The organism is Pseudomonas sp. MYb118 (assembly GCF_040947875.1).
Classification (GTDB): Bacteria; Pseudomonadota; Gammaproteobacteria; order Pseudomonadales; family Pseudomonadaceae; genus Aquipseudomonas.
The window spans coordinates 2050077-2064717 of record NZ_JBFRXN010000002.1; the positions used below are offsets into that span (position 1 = coordinate 2050077).

Sequence of the window (14641 nt, forward strand, 5' to 3'; positions counted from 1 at the left end):
CGAGTCCTTGTAATTAGCGAATTCGAATTTAGCCGGGGAGTATAGCGCTCCGAAGTGGACGACCGATCATTGATCAATCCGGGGACACATCCAGCGGCACTTTAAGTTTGGCTGCCAGGGCCTGGGCTTCAAGGTGCCCGGCGGGTGCCAGCAGTCGTAATGTCGCACCCGATTGCGACGCCATTTTCTGCGCTTGGTTCACCAGCCGTTCGGCGACCCCACGACGTCGAGTGACTTTTCGCACGCAAAGTTGCGACAGATGCCAGACCTCCGGATGCCTTTGCAGACGGGCCGCGCCCAACAGACGGTCGTTGAAACGGCCGCCGATCAGCGAACCGTCCGCCAGGCCGCGTTCGATCAATTGCCCGGCGTCGGCGAACGGACTGAACAGCCACTGCGGCGCGTCCTGGAAGATCTTTTTCAAGTCCTGCCGATCCTCAACGGTGGCTTCGTTCAGCAGCTCGACAATGATCGGCATCGCGGTTCCTTCAGTGGTACGAAAACAGATGAGTTTGTAAAAGTGATATCAGATTGCTTTTTCTGTCACGCGCAAATGGTACCCTCTGCGCGTTCACCCGTCCTTCTGCGACCCGATGTCGCACCAAAATGGAGCTTCACCCCGCAAAATAACAGTCATGCGTGCGCATAGAGGCTGGGGGTGAGGAGTGGCTGGCGAACCATTCTAATAATTGGGGGATACCTAATGAGCACAAGCACTACGGCTGGCGGCCTCGGCGCCGATCAGCCTTCGTTCCTGTCCAAGGAGCGCATCATCGCCAAGCCCGGTTTCAACCGTTGGCTGGTACCACCGGCCGCTCTGGCCATCCACCTTTGCATCGGCATGGCCTATGGCTTTTCGGTGTTCTGGCTGCCTCTGTCCAAAGCCCTGGGCATCACCAAGGCCGTAGCCTGCGAGCCTGACATGAGCTTCATTGCGCAGGTGTTTTCCTCGCAATGCGACTGGCCGATCTCGATGCTCGGCTGGATCTACACCCTGTTCTTCATCTTCCTGGGTTGCTCTGCCGCGATCTGGGGTGGCTGGCTGGAACACGCCGGACCACGCAAGGCGGGTGTCGTTTCCGCTCTGTGCTGGTGTGGTGGCCTGCTGATTTCGGCACTGGGCGTGTACACGCACCAGATCTGGCTGATGTGGATCGGCTCCGGGGTCATTGGTGGTATCGGCCTGGGCCTGGGTTACATCTCGCCGGTGTCGACCCTGATCAAGTGGTTCCCGGACAAGCGCGGCATGGCGACCGGCATGGCCATCATGGGCTTCGGCGGTGGTGCGATGGTCGGTGCGCCGCTGGCTGCGGCCCTGATGGGCCACTTCGCTTCGCCAACCAGCGTGGGCGTATGGCAAAGCTTCCTGGTGATGGCCGCGATCTACTTCGTGTTCATGATCGGTGGCGCGCTGTCCTACCGCGTCCCGCCAACCGGCTGGAAGCCTGAAGGCTGGACCGCACCTGCGAAGAAAGCTTCAAACGCGATGATCACCCACCGTCACGTGCACGTGAACGTGGCCTGGAAAACCCCGCAATTCCGTCTGGTATGGCTGGTGCTGTGCCTGAACGTGTCGGCGGGTATCGGCATCCTCGGCATGGCTTCGCCACTGCTGCAGGAAGTGTTTGGCGGCAAGCTGCTGGGCAATGACCTGCCATTCGGTCAACTGGACGCCGGTCAACTGGCCTCGATCGCTGCCATCGCTGCCGGTTTCACCGGTCTGCTGAGCCTGTTCAACATCGGTGGCCGCTTCTTCTGGGCGTCGTTCTCGGACTACCTGGGTCGCAAAAACACCTACTTCGTGTTCTTCGCCCTGGGCTTTGCCCTGTACGCACTGATTCCGAACCTCGGCCACCTGGGCAACGTCGCGCTGTTTGTGGCGGCATTCTGTATCATCCTGTCGATGTACGGCGGTGGTTTCGCCACCGTTCCAGCCTACCTGGCGGACCTGTTCGGTACGCAAATGGTTGGCGCGATCCACGGTCGTCTGCTGACTGCCTGGGCGGCGGCTGGCGTGCTGGGTCCGGTGCTGGTGAACTACCTGCGTGAGTATCAGCTGAGCATCGGCGTTGAACGCGCCGCGGCCTACGACATCACCCTGTACATCCTCGCCGGTCTGCTGGTGCTGGGCTTCATCTGCAACATGCTGGTGCGCCCGGTGGCCGACAAGTACTTCATGACCGACGCCGAACTGGCTGCCGAACAGGCGCTGGGCCACGACAAGGGTGCTGATGCCAGCACCGTGCTGGAGTGGAAAGCGGCTCCGGGCACCAAGCCATTGGCGGTCGCTGCATGGCTGGTGGTGGGCATTCCGTTGGCATGGGGCATCTGGGTGACCCTGCAGAAAACGGCGGTGCTGTTCCACTAAGAGATTTGGCCCGGGCCTTACGGGGTTCGGGCCAGTCCTGTGAACCAAAACCTGTAGGAGCGGGCTTGCCCGCGATAGCGGTCTGACAGTCAAAGAAGTGTTGACTGACACACCGCTATCGCGGGCAAGCCCGCTCCTACAGTGGTTTTCACAACCCCGGTTCGCAGCTTGTACGCACATGTACATCCCCGACCGACGGGGTTCCTATCTGTCAGCGATATCACCTCCCGTGTATCTGTTTCGCGCCCGCACGCCTATAATGGTTGCCTTTTTCGCCCAATGATTTTGCGGAGCTGGTGATGGCCGAACGTAAGGCGTCTGTCGAGCGCGACACTCTGGAAACCCAGATCAAAGCCTCGATCAACCTGGATGGCACCGGTAAGGCCCGGTTTGACATCGGTGTTCCTTTTCTTGAGCACATGCTCGACCAGATCGCCCGTCACGGGCTGATCGACCTGGATATCGTCAGCAAGGGCGACCTGCATATCGACGACCACCACACCGTGGAAGACGTCGGCATCACCCTGGGCCAGGCGTTCACCCAGGCCATCGGCGACAAAAAAGGCATTCGTCGCTACGGCCACGCCTACGTGCCGCTCGATGAAGCGCTGTCGCGTGTAGTCATCGACTTCTCGGGCCGTCCTGGCCTGCAGATGCATGTCCCGTACACCCGTGCCACCGTCGGCGGTTTCGACGTTGACCTGTTCCAGGAATTTTTCCAGGGCTTCGTCAACCACGCCAACGTCACCCTGCACATCGACAACCTGCGTGGCCACAACACCCACCACCAGATCGAAACCGTGTTCAAGGCCTTCGGCCGCGCACTGCGCATGGCGGTAGAGCTCGATGACCGCATGGCCGGGCAGATGCCATCGACCAAGGGCGTCCTGTAATGCAGACGGTTGCAGTGATCGACTACGGCATGGGCAACCTGCACTCGGTGGCCAAGGCCCTCGAGCATGTGGGCGCCGGCAAGGTGCTGATCACCAGCGATGCCAGCGTGATTCGCGAAGCCGACCGGGTGGTGTTCCCCGGCGTTGGCGCGATTCGCGATTGCATGGCGGAGATCCGTCGCCTGGGCTTCGACACGCTGGTGCGTGAAGTCAGCCAGGATCGTCCGTTCCTGGGCATCTGCGTGGGCATGCAAGCCTTGCTCGACAGCAGCGAAGAGAACGACGGCGTTGACTGCATCGGCCTGTTTCCGGGTGCGGTGAAGTTCTTCGGCAAGGACCTGCGTGAAGACGGCGAGCACCTCAAGGTGCCGCACATGGGCTGGAACCAGGTCAAGCAGACGGTCAACCACCCGCTGTGGCATGACATCCCGGACATGGCCCGTTTCTACTTCGTGCACAGCTATTACATCGCCGCCGCCAACGCGCGCCAGGTGGTGGGCAGCGGTCACTACGGTGTCGACTTCGCCGCGGCGCTGGCCGATGGCTCGCGTTTCGCGGTGCAGTTCCACCCCGAGAAAAGCCATACCCATGGCCTGCAATTGCTGCAGAACTTCGCGGCGTGGGACGGACGCTGGTAAATGGCCGTCAAGAAGAAGCCGCCGATCCTGACCCTCACGCCCGAACAGGAGCGTGAGGCCAATCACAAGATCCAGCGCTTCATGGAGGATCGCTTCGAACTGGACCTGGGTTCGTTCGAAGCGGCTGAAATCCTTGAGCTGTTTACCCGTGAAATTGCTCCGCACTATTACAACAGGGCGATTTTCGATGTGCAGGCGCACCTCAAAGAGAGGTTCGAAAGCATCGAAAGCGACTTGTGGGCGCTCGAGAAAAACTGATTCCCGAGCCAAGCTGAACAATCGAATTTGAAGGTTTGCCAGATGCTGATTATTCCCGCTATCGATCTTAAAGACGGTGCCTGTGTTCGTCTGCGCCAGGGCCGCATGGAAGATTCCACGGTGTTCTCCGATGACCCGGTGAGCATGGCTGCCAAGTGGGTGGAGGGCGGTTGCCGCCGTCTGCATCTGGTCGACCTGAACGGCGCCTTCGAAGGCCAGCCGGTCAACGGCGAAGTGGTCACCGCCATCGCCAAGCGCTACCCGACCCTGCCGATCCAGATCGGTGGCGGCATCCGCTCCCTGGAAACCATCGAGCACTACGTCAAGGCTGGCGTGAGCTACGTGATTATCGGCACCAAGGCCGTGAAAGACCCGGCTTTCGTGGCCGAAGCCTGCCGTGCGTTCCCGGGCAAGGTGATCGTCGGTCTCGACGCCAAGGACGGTTTCGTCGCCACCGACGGCTGGGCTGAAATCAGCACCGTGCAGGTGATCGACCTGGCCAAGCAGTTCGAAGCCGACGGCGTGTCTGCCATCGTCTACACCGACATCGCCAAAGACGGCATGATGCAGGGCTGCAACGTGCCGTTCACCGCTGCGCTGGCCGCGGCCACGAAGATTCCGGTGATCGCCTCCGGCGGCATCCACAACCTGGGTGACATCAAGTCCCTGCTCGATGCCCGCGCACCGGGCATCATCGGCGCGATCACCGGTCGCGCGATCTACGAAGGCACCCTCGACGTCGCCGAAGCGCAAGCTTTCTGCGACTCGTACAAAGGCTGAGGACTGACCATGGCGCTGGCCAAACGCATCATCCCTTGCCTGGACGTGGACAACGGCCGGGTCGTCAAGGGTGTGAAGTTCGAAAACATCCGCGATGCCGGTGACCCGGTAGAGATCGCCCGTCGCTACGACGAGCAGGGCGCTGACGAGATTACCTTCCTGGACATCACCGCCAGCGTTGACGGCCGTGATACCACGTTGCACACCGTCGAACGCATGGCCAGCCAGGTGTTCATCCCGCTGACCGTGGGCGGTGGCGTACGCACCGTGCAGGACATCCGCAACCTGCTCAACGCCGGCGCGGACAAGGTCTCGATCAACACCGCCGCGGTGTTCAATCCGGAATTCGTCGGCGAGGCTGCGCAGCATTTCGGTTCGCAGTGCATCGTCGTCGCCATCGACGCGAAGAAGGTCTCCGGCCCAGGCGAAACCCCGCGCTGGGAAATCTTCACCCACGGCGGACGCAAGCCGACCGGCCTCGACGCTGTCGAGTGGGCGAAGAAAATGGAAGGCCTGGGCGCCGGTGAAATCCTGCTGACCAGCATGGATCAGGACGGCATGAAAAACGGCTTCGACCTGGGCGTGACCCGTGCCATCAGCGATGCGCTGGGCATTCCGGTGATCGCATCCGGCGGCGTCGGCAACTTGCAGCACTTGGCCGACGGCATTCTCGAAGGTCACGCCAGTGCGGTATTGGCGGCGAGTATTTTCCACTTCGGCGAATACACCGTGCAGGAAGCCAAGGCCTACATGGCCCATCGCGGCATCGTCATGCGCTGATTGCCAGGCCCTCGGAGCGCCATGTTCCGAGGGTTTGCCGCGCAATGAGATCAAAAGGCCAGTAGACAGCGTCACCCGCCCAAGGCACTCTTGGGTACGCCATGGATTTCGGTAGCCCGTCATGATCAAACGTCTGCTTCTTGCTCTTGCCAGCGTTGCACCTCTGCTCATCAATGGGGCGCACGCCGCTACCAATCCTGATGTCGATATGGTGTTGCTGACGGAAAATTTTCCGCCTTACAACATGGCCAGGAACGGCAAGAACTTCGCCCAGGACGAGAACATCAACGGCATCGCCGTGGACATCGTCCGCGAGATCTTCAAACGTGCCGAAATTTCCTACAGCCTCACTCTGCGATTCCCTTGGGAGCGCATCTACAAGCTCGCCCTGGAAAAACCGGGTTACGGCGTGTTCGTGATGGCGCGGCTGCCGGATCGGGAGAGACTGTTCAAATGGGTCGGGCCGATTGGTCCGGACGACTGGATCATGCTGGCCAAGGCCGACAGCAAGATCACCCTGGAAACCCTCGATGACGCGCGCAAGTACAAGGTCGGCGCCTACAAGGGCGATGCGATTGCCGAGACGCTGGCCAAGCAGGGGCTGAGACCGATCGTCGTGCTGCGCGACCAGGACAACGCGAAGAAGCTCACCAGCGGCCAGATCGACCTGTGGGCCACCGGTGACCCGGCGGGCCGCTATCTGGCGCGTCAGGACGGGGTGACCGGGCTCAAGACGGTACTGCGCTTCAACAGCGCCGAGTTGTACCTGGCGCTGAACAAAGACGTGCCGGACGAAACCGTCGCCAAGTTGCAGGCAGCGCTCGATCAGTTGCGCAAGGAAGGCGGCGTCGACGAGATCATGGCGCGGTATCTCTGATTAACTCTGTTCCCATGTGGGAGCGGGCTTGCTCGCGAAAGCGGTGTGTCAGTCAACACATTCGCTAGCTGACACGCCGCCTTCGCGAGCAAGTCGAGTCGTCGCACCGCCGCTCCCACAATGGCCCTGCATGTCCTGAACCCCTGTGGGAGCGAGCCTGCTCGCGATGGCGTCTTAAGCCTCAGCGATAAACCCCATCCTTCCCATGCCCCGCCATCGCCTTGTTGCTGCGCACGCTGATCATCAACTTGATGTCGATCCAGTCAATGCCCTGGGCCTTGAGCTTGGGCAGCTCGCGCTCCAGCACCGCCAGCGTCTGCGGATAAGGGTGGCCGATCATCACCGCCGAGCCCTGCTTGCGCGCCAGGCTGATCGCGGTTTGTAGCTGGGTGAAGATCGCCGCTTCGGTGCGTTCGTCATCCAGGAACACGTCCCGTGAAACGCTCGCCAGGCCGACCTTCTGCGCCTCGGCTGCGGCGACGGTCTGCGCGCTGGTGCGGCTGTCGACGAAGAACTTGTGCCGGCGCTGCAAGTCCGCCATCAGCCAGGCCATGGCGGCCGGCTGTGCGGTCATGCGGCTGCCCATGTGGTTGTTGATGCCGGCGGTGTAGGGCACGGCCTTGAATGCGGCGTTCAGGCGTTTTTCCAGCTCGTCGATGGGCAGCTCAGGGTGCCAGGCGAACGGGCCGGTGGCCGGGTCCATGGGCATGTGCAGGATGACGATCTTGCCGGCGCGATGGGCTTCGCGGGCAAATTCGGTGGCGTGGGGGGTGTCGGGCATGATCGCCGCCGTCACCGGGCCGGGCAGCGCCAGTACGCGGCGATCCCGGGGCAGGTTCTGCCCCAGGTCATCAATGATCAGACTCAGGTAGGCCTTGTGGGGCGCTGGTGTGGCGGGCGTTGCGTGGGCAACACCCGCCAGGCAGGCCAGCAGGCCGAAGAGCAACCGCAGGCGCATCTCAGCGGCCGGAGGTGATGCTCAGCCCTTTGAGCAGGCTCAGGGCCTGGGCCAGCTGGTAATCGTCGTCCTGCGGCATCGCCTTGGCTTTGCCGCCCGAGCCGCTTGGCTTGTCGGCGCCGCCGTTGCCATTGCCCAGGTGACCTTGCAGGTCGGCCTCCTTGAAGTACTCGCTGTCCTGCTCGCTGGTGATCTTGGCCTTGCGCACCTCGATGTCCGGGACGATGCCCTGGGCCTGGATCGAGCGACCATTGGGCGTGAAGTACAGCGCCGTGGTGATCTTCAGCGCGCGGTCGTTGTTCAGCGGCAGCACGGTTTGTACCGAGCCCTTGCCGAAGCTGGTGGTGCCCATGACCACCGCGCGTTTCTGGTCCTGCAGGGCGCCGGCGACAATTTCCGAGGCCGAGGCGCTGCCGCCGTTGATCAGCACCACCATCGGCACCGCTTCGCTTTCGTCCTTGCCGGTGGCGGAGAAGCGCAGTTCGGAGTTGGCGATACGGCCCTTGGTGTAGACGATCAGGCCCTTGGTGATGAAGTGGTCGACCACTTCCACCGCCGCCTGCAACACACCGCCTGGGTTGTTACGCAGGTCGAGGATGATGCCGTTGAGCTTCTTGCCGTTGTCCTTGCGCAGCTTGGCCAGGGCCTTGGAGACTTCCTCGCCGGTCTTGACCTGGAACTGGGTGATGCGGATGTAGCCGTAGCCGGACTCCAGCAACTGCGCCTTGACGCTTTTCACCTGAATGATCGCGCGGGACAGGGTCACATCGAACGGGGTGCCGCCATCGCGGACCAGGGTCAAGGTGATTTTCTCGCCGATCTTGCCGCGCATCTTGTCCACGGCTTCGGTCATGGTCTGGCCGCGGGTCGGCTGGCCGTTGATCTTGACGATGAAGTCACCCGCCTGGATGCCGGCCTTGGATGCCGGGGTATCGTCGATGGGCGAGACCACCTTGATGAAGCCGTCTTCGGAGCCGACTTCGATGCCCAGGCCGCCGAATTCGCCGCTGGTGCTTTCCTGCAGTTCAGCGAAGTCTTCCGGGCCCAGGTAGGCCGAGTGTGGATCGAGGTTGCTGAGCATGCCCTTGATGGCGTTTTCCAGCAGGGTCTTGTCATCCACCGGTTCGACATAGGCGGCCTTGATCCGGTCCATGACCTCGGCAAAGGTGCGCAACTCGTCCAGCGGCAGCGGCGCCTTGGTGGTTGCAGCCGTGCCGGCAGGCGCGACCGTCGGTGCCGGTTGGGCAGCGAACGCCAGGGGCGCGCCGATCACCAGTGCGATCGTCAGGGCCAGCGAGGTAAGGCGGGACAAATGCAGCATCACTAACGAACTCCTGAATTAGGCGGCACGCTTATCCTTGCGTGCGGCACCATTGGGCCGGATCACTGGGGTGACCCTGCTGACGAATTGCGAAATACAGCGCCGGCGTGTCCTGCCCGCCACTGTTACCGACAGTGGAGATGGACTCACCGGCTTTTACCACGTCACCGGCAGACTTGAGCAGCGTCTGGTTGTGACCGTAAAGACTCAAGTAGCCGTTGCCGTGATCCAGGATCACCAGCAGGCCGGCGCCGCGCAACCAGTCGGCGAACACCACGCGTCCGCCATGCACGGCATGCACCTGGCTGCCGGCGGAAGCGCTGATCATCACGCCATCCCACTTGGTGCGCGAGTCGTCGCCACGGGTTTCGCCGAAACGTGCCAGCAATCGACCATCAACCGGCCACGGAAGTTTGCCGCGAGTTGAAGCAAAAGCGCCGCCGAAGGTCTCGCCTGCGCTGGAAACCAGTGCGCCGGGAGTCGATTTGCTGATTTTACGTGGGGCGTCAGTGGCATCTGCGTCAGCCTGAGCCTCACGTAAACGCTTTTTTTCGGCTTCCTGCTGGGCGATCAGCGCTTTTTGTCGCGCTTCTTCTGCCTCACGAGCCTGGCGGGCCAGGGTTTCCTCGATGGTTTTAAGGACTTTAGACAGGTCTGCCTGATCCTGTTCACGGGCGGCGAGTTTCTGGTCTCGTGCTTTTACGTCGTCGTTGAGCTTGGCCAGGACTTGCTGGCGCTCCTTGCGGACTTTCTCGAGTTCATCGCGCTGGGTGTCGAGACTGCTCTTTTGCACCAGCAATTGCGCTTGCTGCAAGCCGATGTCTTTTTCGACATTGGCCAACTGGCGCAGGGTTTCGTTGAAGTTCTTCAACTGTTCCAGGCGGGCCTGGCTCAGGTAATCGTAATAGGTGAGGGTACGGGCGAATTTTTCCGGATTCTGCTGGTTGAGCAGCAGCTTCAGGTACTCCTGGCGGCCATTCTGATAAGCCGCGCGGGCCTGGATGGCGATCAGTCGCTGCTGTTCAGTGCGCGCGCTCTGGAGTTTTTTTTTCTCTGCATCGAGTCGTTGCAATTCGGATTCGCTTTTCTTCAGCTCTTTTTGCAGGGTATCGACCTGCTTTTCGAGCTTGCCCATCTCGGTTTCGGTGCCCTTGAGGTCTTTCTGCACGCCGGATTTTTCTTCCTGCAGCTTGCCCAGCAGTTTTTTCAGCTCGGCGATGTCCTGACGCGTGGCGTCCAACTGTTGTTGGGTTTGCGCGCGCTCGTCGGCGAAGGCCGGTTGGAGCAGGCAAGTCAGAGCAAGGGCTATCAGGACGCGAAGCATAGAGACAGGCGGCACCAGGGTAAGGGACGGCTTAGTATGCCCGCCATGCGCTGCAAAAAAAACGCCCAATTGGGGCTGTGTGATAACTGGCCCGAAAAACCCGGAAAAACTCTCTGAAAACCACCACAACCACTGTGGGAGCGGCGGTGCGACGATTCGACTTGCCCGCGATGACGGTGTGTCAGTCGGATGATCCGTTGATTGATACACCGTCATCGCGAGCAAGCTCGCTCCTACAGAAGGGGAGGTGGTTAGACGAGGATCGAAGTCCCGGTCATTTCCGCTGGTTTTTCCAGGCCCAGCAGCTTGAGCATGGTCGGTGCCACGTCCGCGAGGACGCCGCCTTCGCGGACTTTGAGGTCGCGCTTGCCGACATAGATGAACGGCACCGGCTCGGTGGTGTGGGCGGTGTGGGCTTGCCCGGTGCTTTCGTCGGACATCTGCTCGACGTTGCCGTGGTCGGCGGTGATCAGCGCTTCGCCGCCGACTTTCTCCAGGGCGTCGACGATGCGGCCAACGCACTGGTCCAGGCATTCCACGGCTTTGACGGCCGCTTCGAACACGCCGCTGTGGCCAACCATGTCACCGTTGGCGTAGTTGACCACGATGACGTCGTAACGTTGATTGTCGATGGCGTCGACAATGCGGTCGGTGACTTCAGGTGCGCTCATTTCCGGCTGCAAATCGTAGGTGGCGACTTTCGGCGACGGGATCAGGATGCGCTCTTCGCCCGGGAACGGCTCTTCGCGACCGCCGGAGAAGAAGAAGGTGACGTGGGCGTATTTCTCGGTTTCGGCAATGCGCAGCTGGGTCTTGCCGTTCTTCGCCAGGTAGTCGCCCAGCACGTTGTCCAGGCTGCCGGCGGCAAAGGCCGAAGGCGCAGGGATGCTCGCGGCGTACTGGGTCAGCATGACGTAGCCGGCCAGTTTCGGCTGGCGGCTGCGCTCGAAGTCCTTGAAGTCGTCTTCGACGAAGACGCGGGTCAGTTCGCGGGCGCGGTCGGCGCGGAAGTTCATGAACACCACGGCGTCGCCGTCTTCGACTTTTACCGGCTCACCGATGGAGGTGGCTTTGACGAATTCGTCGCTTTCGCCACGCTCGTAGGCTGCTTTCAAGCCTTCCTGGGCAGTGGCGGCATTGAACTGGCCGTTGCCGTCGACGATCAGGTTGTAAGCCTGGGACACGCGATCCCAGCGGTTATCGCGGTCCATAGCGTAATAGCGGCCGATGATGCTGGCGATGCGGCCTTTGCCCAAGGCCTGGAAGGTCGCATCGAGCAGCTCGATGGACGACTCGGCGCTTTTCGGTGGCGTGTCGCGACCGTCGAGGAAAGCATGCAGGTAGATTTTCTCGGCGCCGCGCTTGTAGGCGAGCTCGGCCATGGCGACCAGGTGATCCTGGTGGCTGTGCACGCCGCCATCGGACAGCAGGCCCATGAAGTGCACGGCCTTGCCCGCAGCGACGGCTTTGTCCACGGCGGCGCAGATGGTCGGGTTTTCGAGTAGTCCGCCGTCGCGGATCGACTTGGTCACGCGGGTGAAGTCCTGATACACCACACGACCAGCGCCGAGGTTCATGTGGCCGACTTCGGAGTTGCCCATCTGGCCATCCGGCAGGCCGACATCCATGCCGCTGCCCGAGATCAGGCCGTTCGGTACCGTGGCCCACAGGCGGTCGAGGACTGGCTTCTTCGCTGCAAACACTGCGTTGGAATCAGGGCTGTCGCTGTGACCGAAGCCGTCGAGAATGATCAGGACCAAAGGTTTAGGCGTGGTAGTCATGGATTCGACTCGTGGCTGAATAAAGAGGGCAATGCAAAAGGGAGTGGCAGTTTAAAGCTTAGTTCCGGCCACGTCACCGCCGGACGGGGTTTGGCCCACCATAGTGGCTGTGTATACTGGCCGACATTTTAACGCCCTGGAACCTCCTTCGATGGTTGCTCACCTGATTGAATTTGCCACTAACCACTTTCTGCTCGTCGGTCTTTTCGTCATCCTGCTGGCGGCACTGATCGCTTATCAGATGCAAGGCGGCGGTCGCAGCCTGAGCACCGGCGAACTGACCGGCCTGGTCAACAAGGACGCCGGCGTTGTCATCGACATCCGTGCGACCAAGGATTTCGCCACCGGCCACATCGTTGGCGCGCTCAATATTCCCCACGACAAACTGGCGGCGCGCATCGGCGAGCTGGAAAAGCACAAGGCCAAGACCATCATCCTGGTCGATGCCATGGGCCAGACCGCTGGCACTCACGCTCGCGAGCTGATGAAATCCGGTTTCACCGCCGCCAAGCTGGCCGGTGGTATCTCCAGCTGGAAAGGCGACAACCTGCCGCTGGTGAAGTGATATGAGCCACGTCGTCGTCTATTCCAGCGATTACTGCCCTTATTGCTCGCGAGCCAAGTACCTGCTCGAGAACAAAGGCGTGGCCTTCGAAGAGATCAAGGTCGATGGCAAGCCACAGGTGCGTGCCGCCATGGCCCAGAAGGCCGGCCGTACCTCGGTGCCGCAGATCTGGATCGGCGAGCGCCACGTGGGTGGCTGTGATGATTTGTTTGCCCTTGAGCGCGCCGGCAAGCTCGACGCCCTGCTCAAGGCCTGAATGTTTTCCCTACAAGACCACTGGATCACAAAGGATCTGAGATGACTGACCAACAGAACACTGCAGCTGCCGAAGAAGATAGCGCACCGCAATTCTCCTTGCAGCGCATCTACGTACGTGACTTGTCCTTCGAAGCCCCGAAAAGCCCGGCGATCTTCCGCCAGCAATGGGAGCCGAGCGTCGGTCTGGATCTGAACACCCGCCAGAAGGCACTGGAAGCGGACTTCCATGAAGTCGTGCTGACCCTGTCGGTTACCGTGAAAAACGGTGACGAAGTGGCGTTCATCGCCGAAGTGCAACAGGCCGGGATCTTCCTGATCAAGAACCTGGACGACGCTTCGATGAGCCACACCCTGGGTGCGTTCTGCCCGAACATCCTGTTCCCGTACGCTCGCGAAACCCTTGACAGCCTGGTGACCCGCGGTTCGTTCCCGGCCCTGATGCTGGCCCCGGTGAACTTCGACGCGCTGTACGCCCAGGAACTGCAACGCATGCAGGCGGCTGGCGAGACTCCGACCGTTCAGTAAGCCGTTCCAGCGACGAAGCAATACATTGTGGGAGCGAGCCTGCTCGCGAATGCGGTGTGTCAATCAAGCAATAGCTGGCTGACACTCCGTTATCGCGAGCAGGCTCGCTCCCACAGTTGTTTCAGGGTGTCAGGTGAACCCGTTCTGCCGCCACGCTTCGTAAACCGCCACCGCCACGGTGTTGGACAGGTTCAGGCTGCGGCAGCCTTCGCGCATCGGCAGGCGCAGGCGCTGGTCGCCCGGCAGGGCGTCGAGTACCTCGGCGGGCAGGCCACGGCTCTCCGGGCCGAACAGGAACGCATCGCCCGGGGCGAAGCTGACGTCGTGGAACGGCCGCGAGCCCTTGGTGGTAAAAGCGAACAGGCGCGGATGGCCGAGGCTCTCCAAACAGCTGGCAAGGTCGGCATGGCGTTGCAGGGTGGCATACTCGTGGTAATCGAGACCGGCCCGACGCAGGCGTTTGTCGTCCATATCGAAGCCCAGCGGTTCGATCAAATGCAGGTGGCAGCCGCTGTTGGCGCACAGCCTGATGACGTTGCCGGTATTCGGCGGAATTTCTGGTTGGAAAAGGATGACGTGAAACATGCACGGCTCCGCAGATAAAGATGACGGGCATTCTACGCCGCAAGCAGACCGGCGTTCGAAACTATTCCCGCGGGTGATGGGTTCGCTGGCAATTTTCGGCGTGATGGTGGGGCTGATGATCGGCCGCCTGACGACGCCCGACCCCAGCGAATTGCAGAAAGTCGAGGTGACGAGCGACGGGCTGGTGGTGTGGTTCAACAATGAGCCCAAGACCCATGGCGAGTTCGTGGACGGCAGCCTGGCGTTGCTGTTCGATGCCAGCGGCCGGGCGCAGAAGGGCCAGTTGCAGCTCGACGACAAAAACGTGAACTGGCGGGTGTTGTCGACGAAGGAGGGCTTGCTGCTGTCGGTGGTGGCGGCCCGACCGCTACAGGGCGAATGGTCCGGTAGCGAGGTCGATGACCGCTGGCGCGTGGAGATCCATCTCCGGGAGCGATAAAAGAGGGAATCCCCGGCCTGCCTGTACCAAGGTCCCCAAAACGGCAGGGCTCGCGCATTGCATCGTGAGCCCGGTGTAAAGAGGGAACCCCTGACCTGCCTGTATCAAGGGCCCCAAAAGGGTTGGGCTCGTCGCGGTGGCGGTGTGAGCCCGATGTAAAGAGGGGAATCCCCGGCCTGCCTGTACCAAGGTCCCCGAAACCGGGTAGTGAATCGAATCACTGAATGGACTATTGCAGGGGGCGTGCCAGTTTTTAACAGGTTGCAACACAAAGGCTGTTTGAAATGCTGA

At 61.4% G+C, this 14641-nt stretch carries 17 protein-coding genes; 11 read left to right on the forward strand and 6 right to left on the reverse strand.

Annotation, left to right across the window (positions count from 1 at the left end):
* Positions 1-73: 73 nt before the first annotated feature.
* Positions 74-478: an acetyl-CoA sensor PanZ family protein gene (locus tag ABVN20_RS15365; protein ID WP_368556562.1), complete on the reverse strand. Its 405-nt coding sequence runs from the start codon at positions 476-478 to the stop codon at positions 74-76.
* 225 nt (positions 479-703) lie between these two features.
* Here ABVN20_RS15365 and ABVN20_RS15370 point away from each other — a divergent pair, with 225 nt between their 5' ends.
* From ABVN20_RS15370 to ABVN20_RS15400, 7 genes are all read left to right on the forward strand, one after another.
* A complete protein-coding gene (locus tag ABVN20_RS15370) occupies positions 704-2368 on the forward strand; it encodes an OFA family MFS transporter (RefSeq protein WP_368556563.1) in 1665 nt (554 codons plus the stop codon).
* A 299-nt stretch (positions 2369-2667) separates the two neighbouring features.
* Positions 2668-3261 (forward strand): imidazoleglycerol-phosphate dehydratase HisB, encoded by a 594-nt coding sequence (hisB, locus tag ABVN20_RS15375; RefSeq protein ID WP_024778052.1) that lies wholly within the window; start codon positions 2668-2670, stop codon positions 3259-3261.
* On the forward strand, positions 3261-3899 hold the full coding sequence (hisH, locus tag ABVN20_RS15380; protein ID WP_368556564.1) for an imidazole glycerol phosphate synthase subunit HisH: 639 nt from the start codon (positions 3261-3263) through the stop codon (positions 3897-3899). The genes hisB and hisH overlap by 1 nt, the downstream gene beginning before the upstream one ends.
* Complete coding sequence (locus tag ABVN20_RS15385; RefSeq protein ID WP_368556565.1) at positions 3900-4157, forward strand: DUF2164 domain-containing protein; 258 nt, start codon at positions 3900-3902, stop codon at positions 4155-4157.
* Between the two features lie 42 nt (positions 4158-4199).
* Positions 4200-4937, forward strand: coding sequence for a 1-(5-phosphoribosyl)-5-[(5-phosphoribosylamino)methylideneamino]imidazole-4-carboxamide isomerase (hisA, locus tag ABVN20_RS15390; RefSeq protein ID WP_368556566.1), 738 nt, complete (start codon positions 4200-4202; stop codon positions 4935-4937).
* 9 nt (positions 4938-4946) lie between these two features.
* On the forward strand, positions 4947-5717 hold the full coding sequence (gene hisF, locus ABVN20_RS15395; protein WP_007897430.1) for an imidazole glycerol phosphate synthase subunit HisF: 771 nt from the start codon (positions 4947-4949) through the stop codon (positions 5715-5717).
* A gap of 121 nt (positions 5718-5838) precedes the next feature.
* The gene (locus tag ABVN20_RS15400) at positions 5839-6594 is read left to right on the forward strand and encodes a substrate-binding periplasmic protein (RefSeq protein ID WP_368556567.1); all 756 of its coding nucleotides are present in this window, start codon (positions 5839-5841) and stop codon (positions 6592-6594) included.
* A 181-nt stretch (positions 6595-6775) separates the two neighbouring features.
* Here ABVN20_RS15400 and ABVN20_RS15405 read toward each other — a convergent pair whose 3' ends face one another.
* The 4 genes from ABVN20_RS15405 to gpmI all read right to left on the reverse strand — a co-directional run bounded on the left by ABVN20_RS15405 (position 6776) and on the right by gpmI (position 11978).
* Positions 6776-7552 (reverse strand): divergent polysaccharide deacetylase family protein, encoded by a 777-nt coding sequence (locus ABVN20_RS15405; protein ID WP_368556568.1) that lies wholly within the window; start codon positions 7550-7552, stop codon positions 6776-6778.
* Position 7553: 1 nt separating this feature from the next.
* Positions 7554-8873: a S41 family peptidase gene (locus ABVN20_RS15410; RefSeq protein WP_368556569.1), complete on the reverse strand. Its 1320-nt coding sequence runs from the start codon at positions 8871-8873 to the stop codon at positions 7554-7556.
* A gap of 31 nt (positions 8874-8904) precedes the next feature.
* Positions 8905-10197: a murein hydrolase activator EnvC gene (locus ABVN20_RS15415; RefSeq protein WP_368557713.1), complete on the reverse strand. Its 1293-nt coding sequence runs from the start codon at positions 10195-10197 to the stop codon at positions 8905-8907.
* A gap of 251 nt (positions 10198-10448) precedes the next feature.
* The gene (gene gpmI, locus ABVN20_RS15420) at positions 10449-11978 is read right to left on the reverse strand and encodes a 2,3-bisphosphoglycerate-independent phosphoglycerate mutase (protein WP_368556570.1); all 1530 of its coding nucleotides are present in this window, start codon (positions 11976-11978) and stop codon (positions 10449-10451) included.
* 151 nt (positions 11979-12129) lie between these two features.
* Here gpmI and ABVN20_RS15425 point away from each other — a divergent pair, with 151 nt between their 5' ends.
* From ABVN20_RS15425 to secB, 3 genes are read left to right on the forward strand one after another with little or no spacing between them, the layout of a single operon-like run.
* A complete protein-coding gene (locus ABVN20_RS15425) occupies positions 12130-12543 on the forward strand; it encodes a rhodanese-like domain-containing protein (RefSeq protein ID WP_368556571.1) in 414 nt (137 codons plus the stop codon).
* Position 12544: 1 nt separating this feature from the next.
* Complete coding sequence (gene grxC, locus ABVN20_RS15430; protein ID WP_368556572.1) at positions 12545-12799, forward strand: glutaredoxin 3; 255 nt, start codon at positions 12545-12547, stop codon at positions 12797-12799.
* Between the two features lie 41 nt (positions 12800-12840).
* Positions 12841-13326: a protein-export chaperone SecB gene (secB, locus tag ABVN20_RS15435; RefSeq protein WP_368556573.1), complete on the forward strand. Its 486-nt coding sequence runs from the start codon at positions 12841-12843 to the stop codon at positions 13324-13326.
* Between the two features lie 129 nt (positions 13327-13455).
* On the opposite strand, the gene trmL is transcribed toward secB, so the two are convergent.
* Positions 13456-13911, reverse strand: a complete 456-nt coding sequence (gene trmL, locus ABVN20_RS15440; RefSeq protein WP_368556574.1) for a tRNA (uridine(34)/cytosine(34)/5-carboxymethylaminomethyluridine(34)-2'-O)-methyltransferase TrmL — start codon at positions 13909-13911, stop codon at positions 13456-13458.
* Here trmL and ABVN20_RS15445 point away from each other — a divergent pair.
* Positions 13910-14350, forward strand: coding sequence for a hypothetical protein (locus tag ABVN20_RS15445; protein WP_368556575.1), 441 nt, complete (start codon positions 13910-13912; stop codon positions 14348-14350). The genes trmL and ABVN20_RS15445 overlap by 2 nt on opposite strands.
* Positions 14351-14641 lie beyond the last annotated feature (291 nt).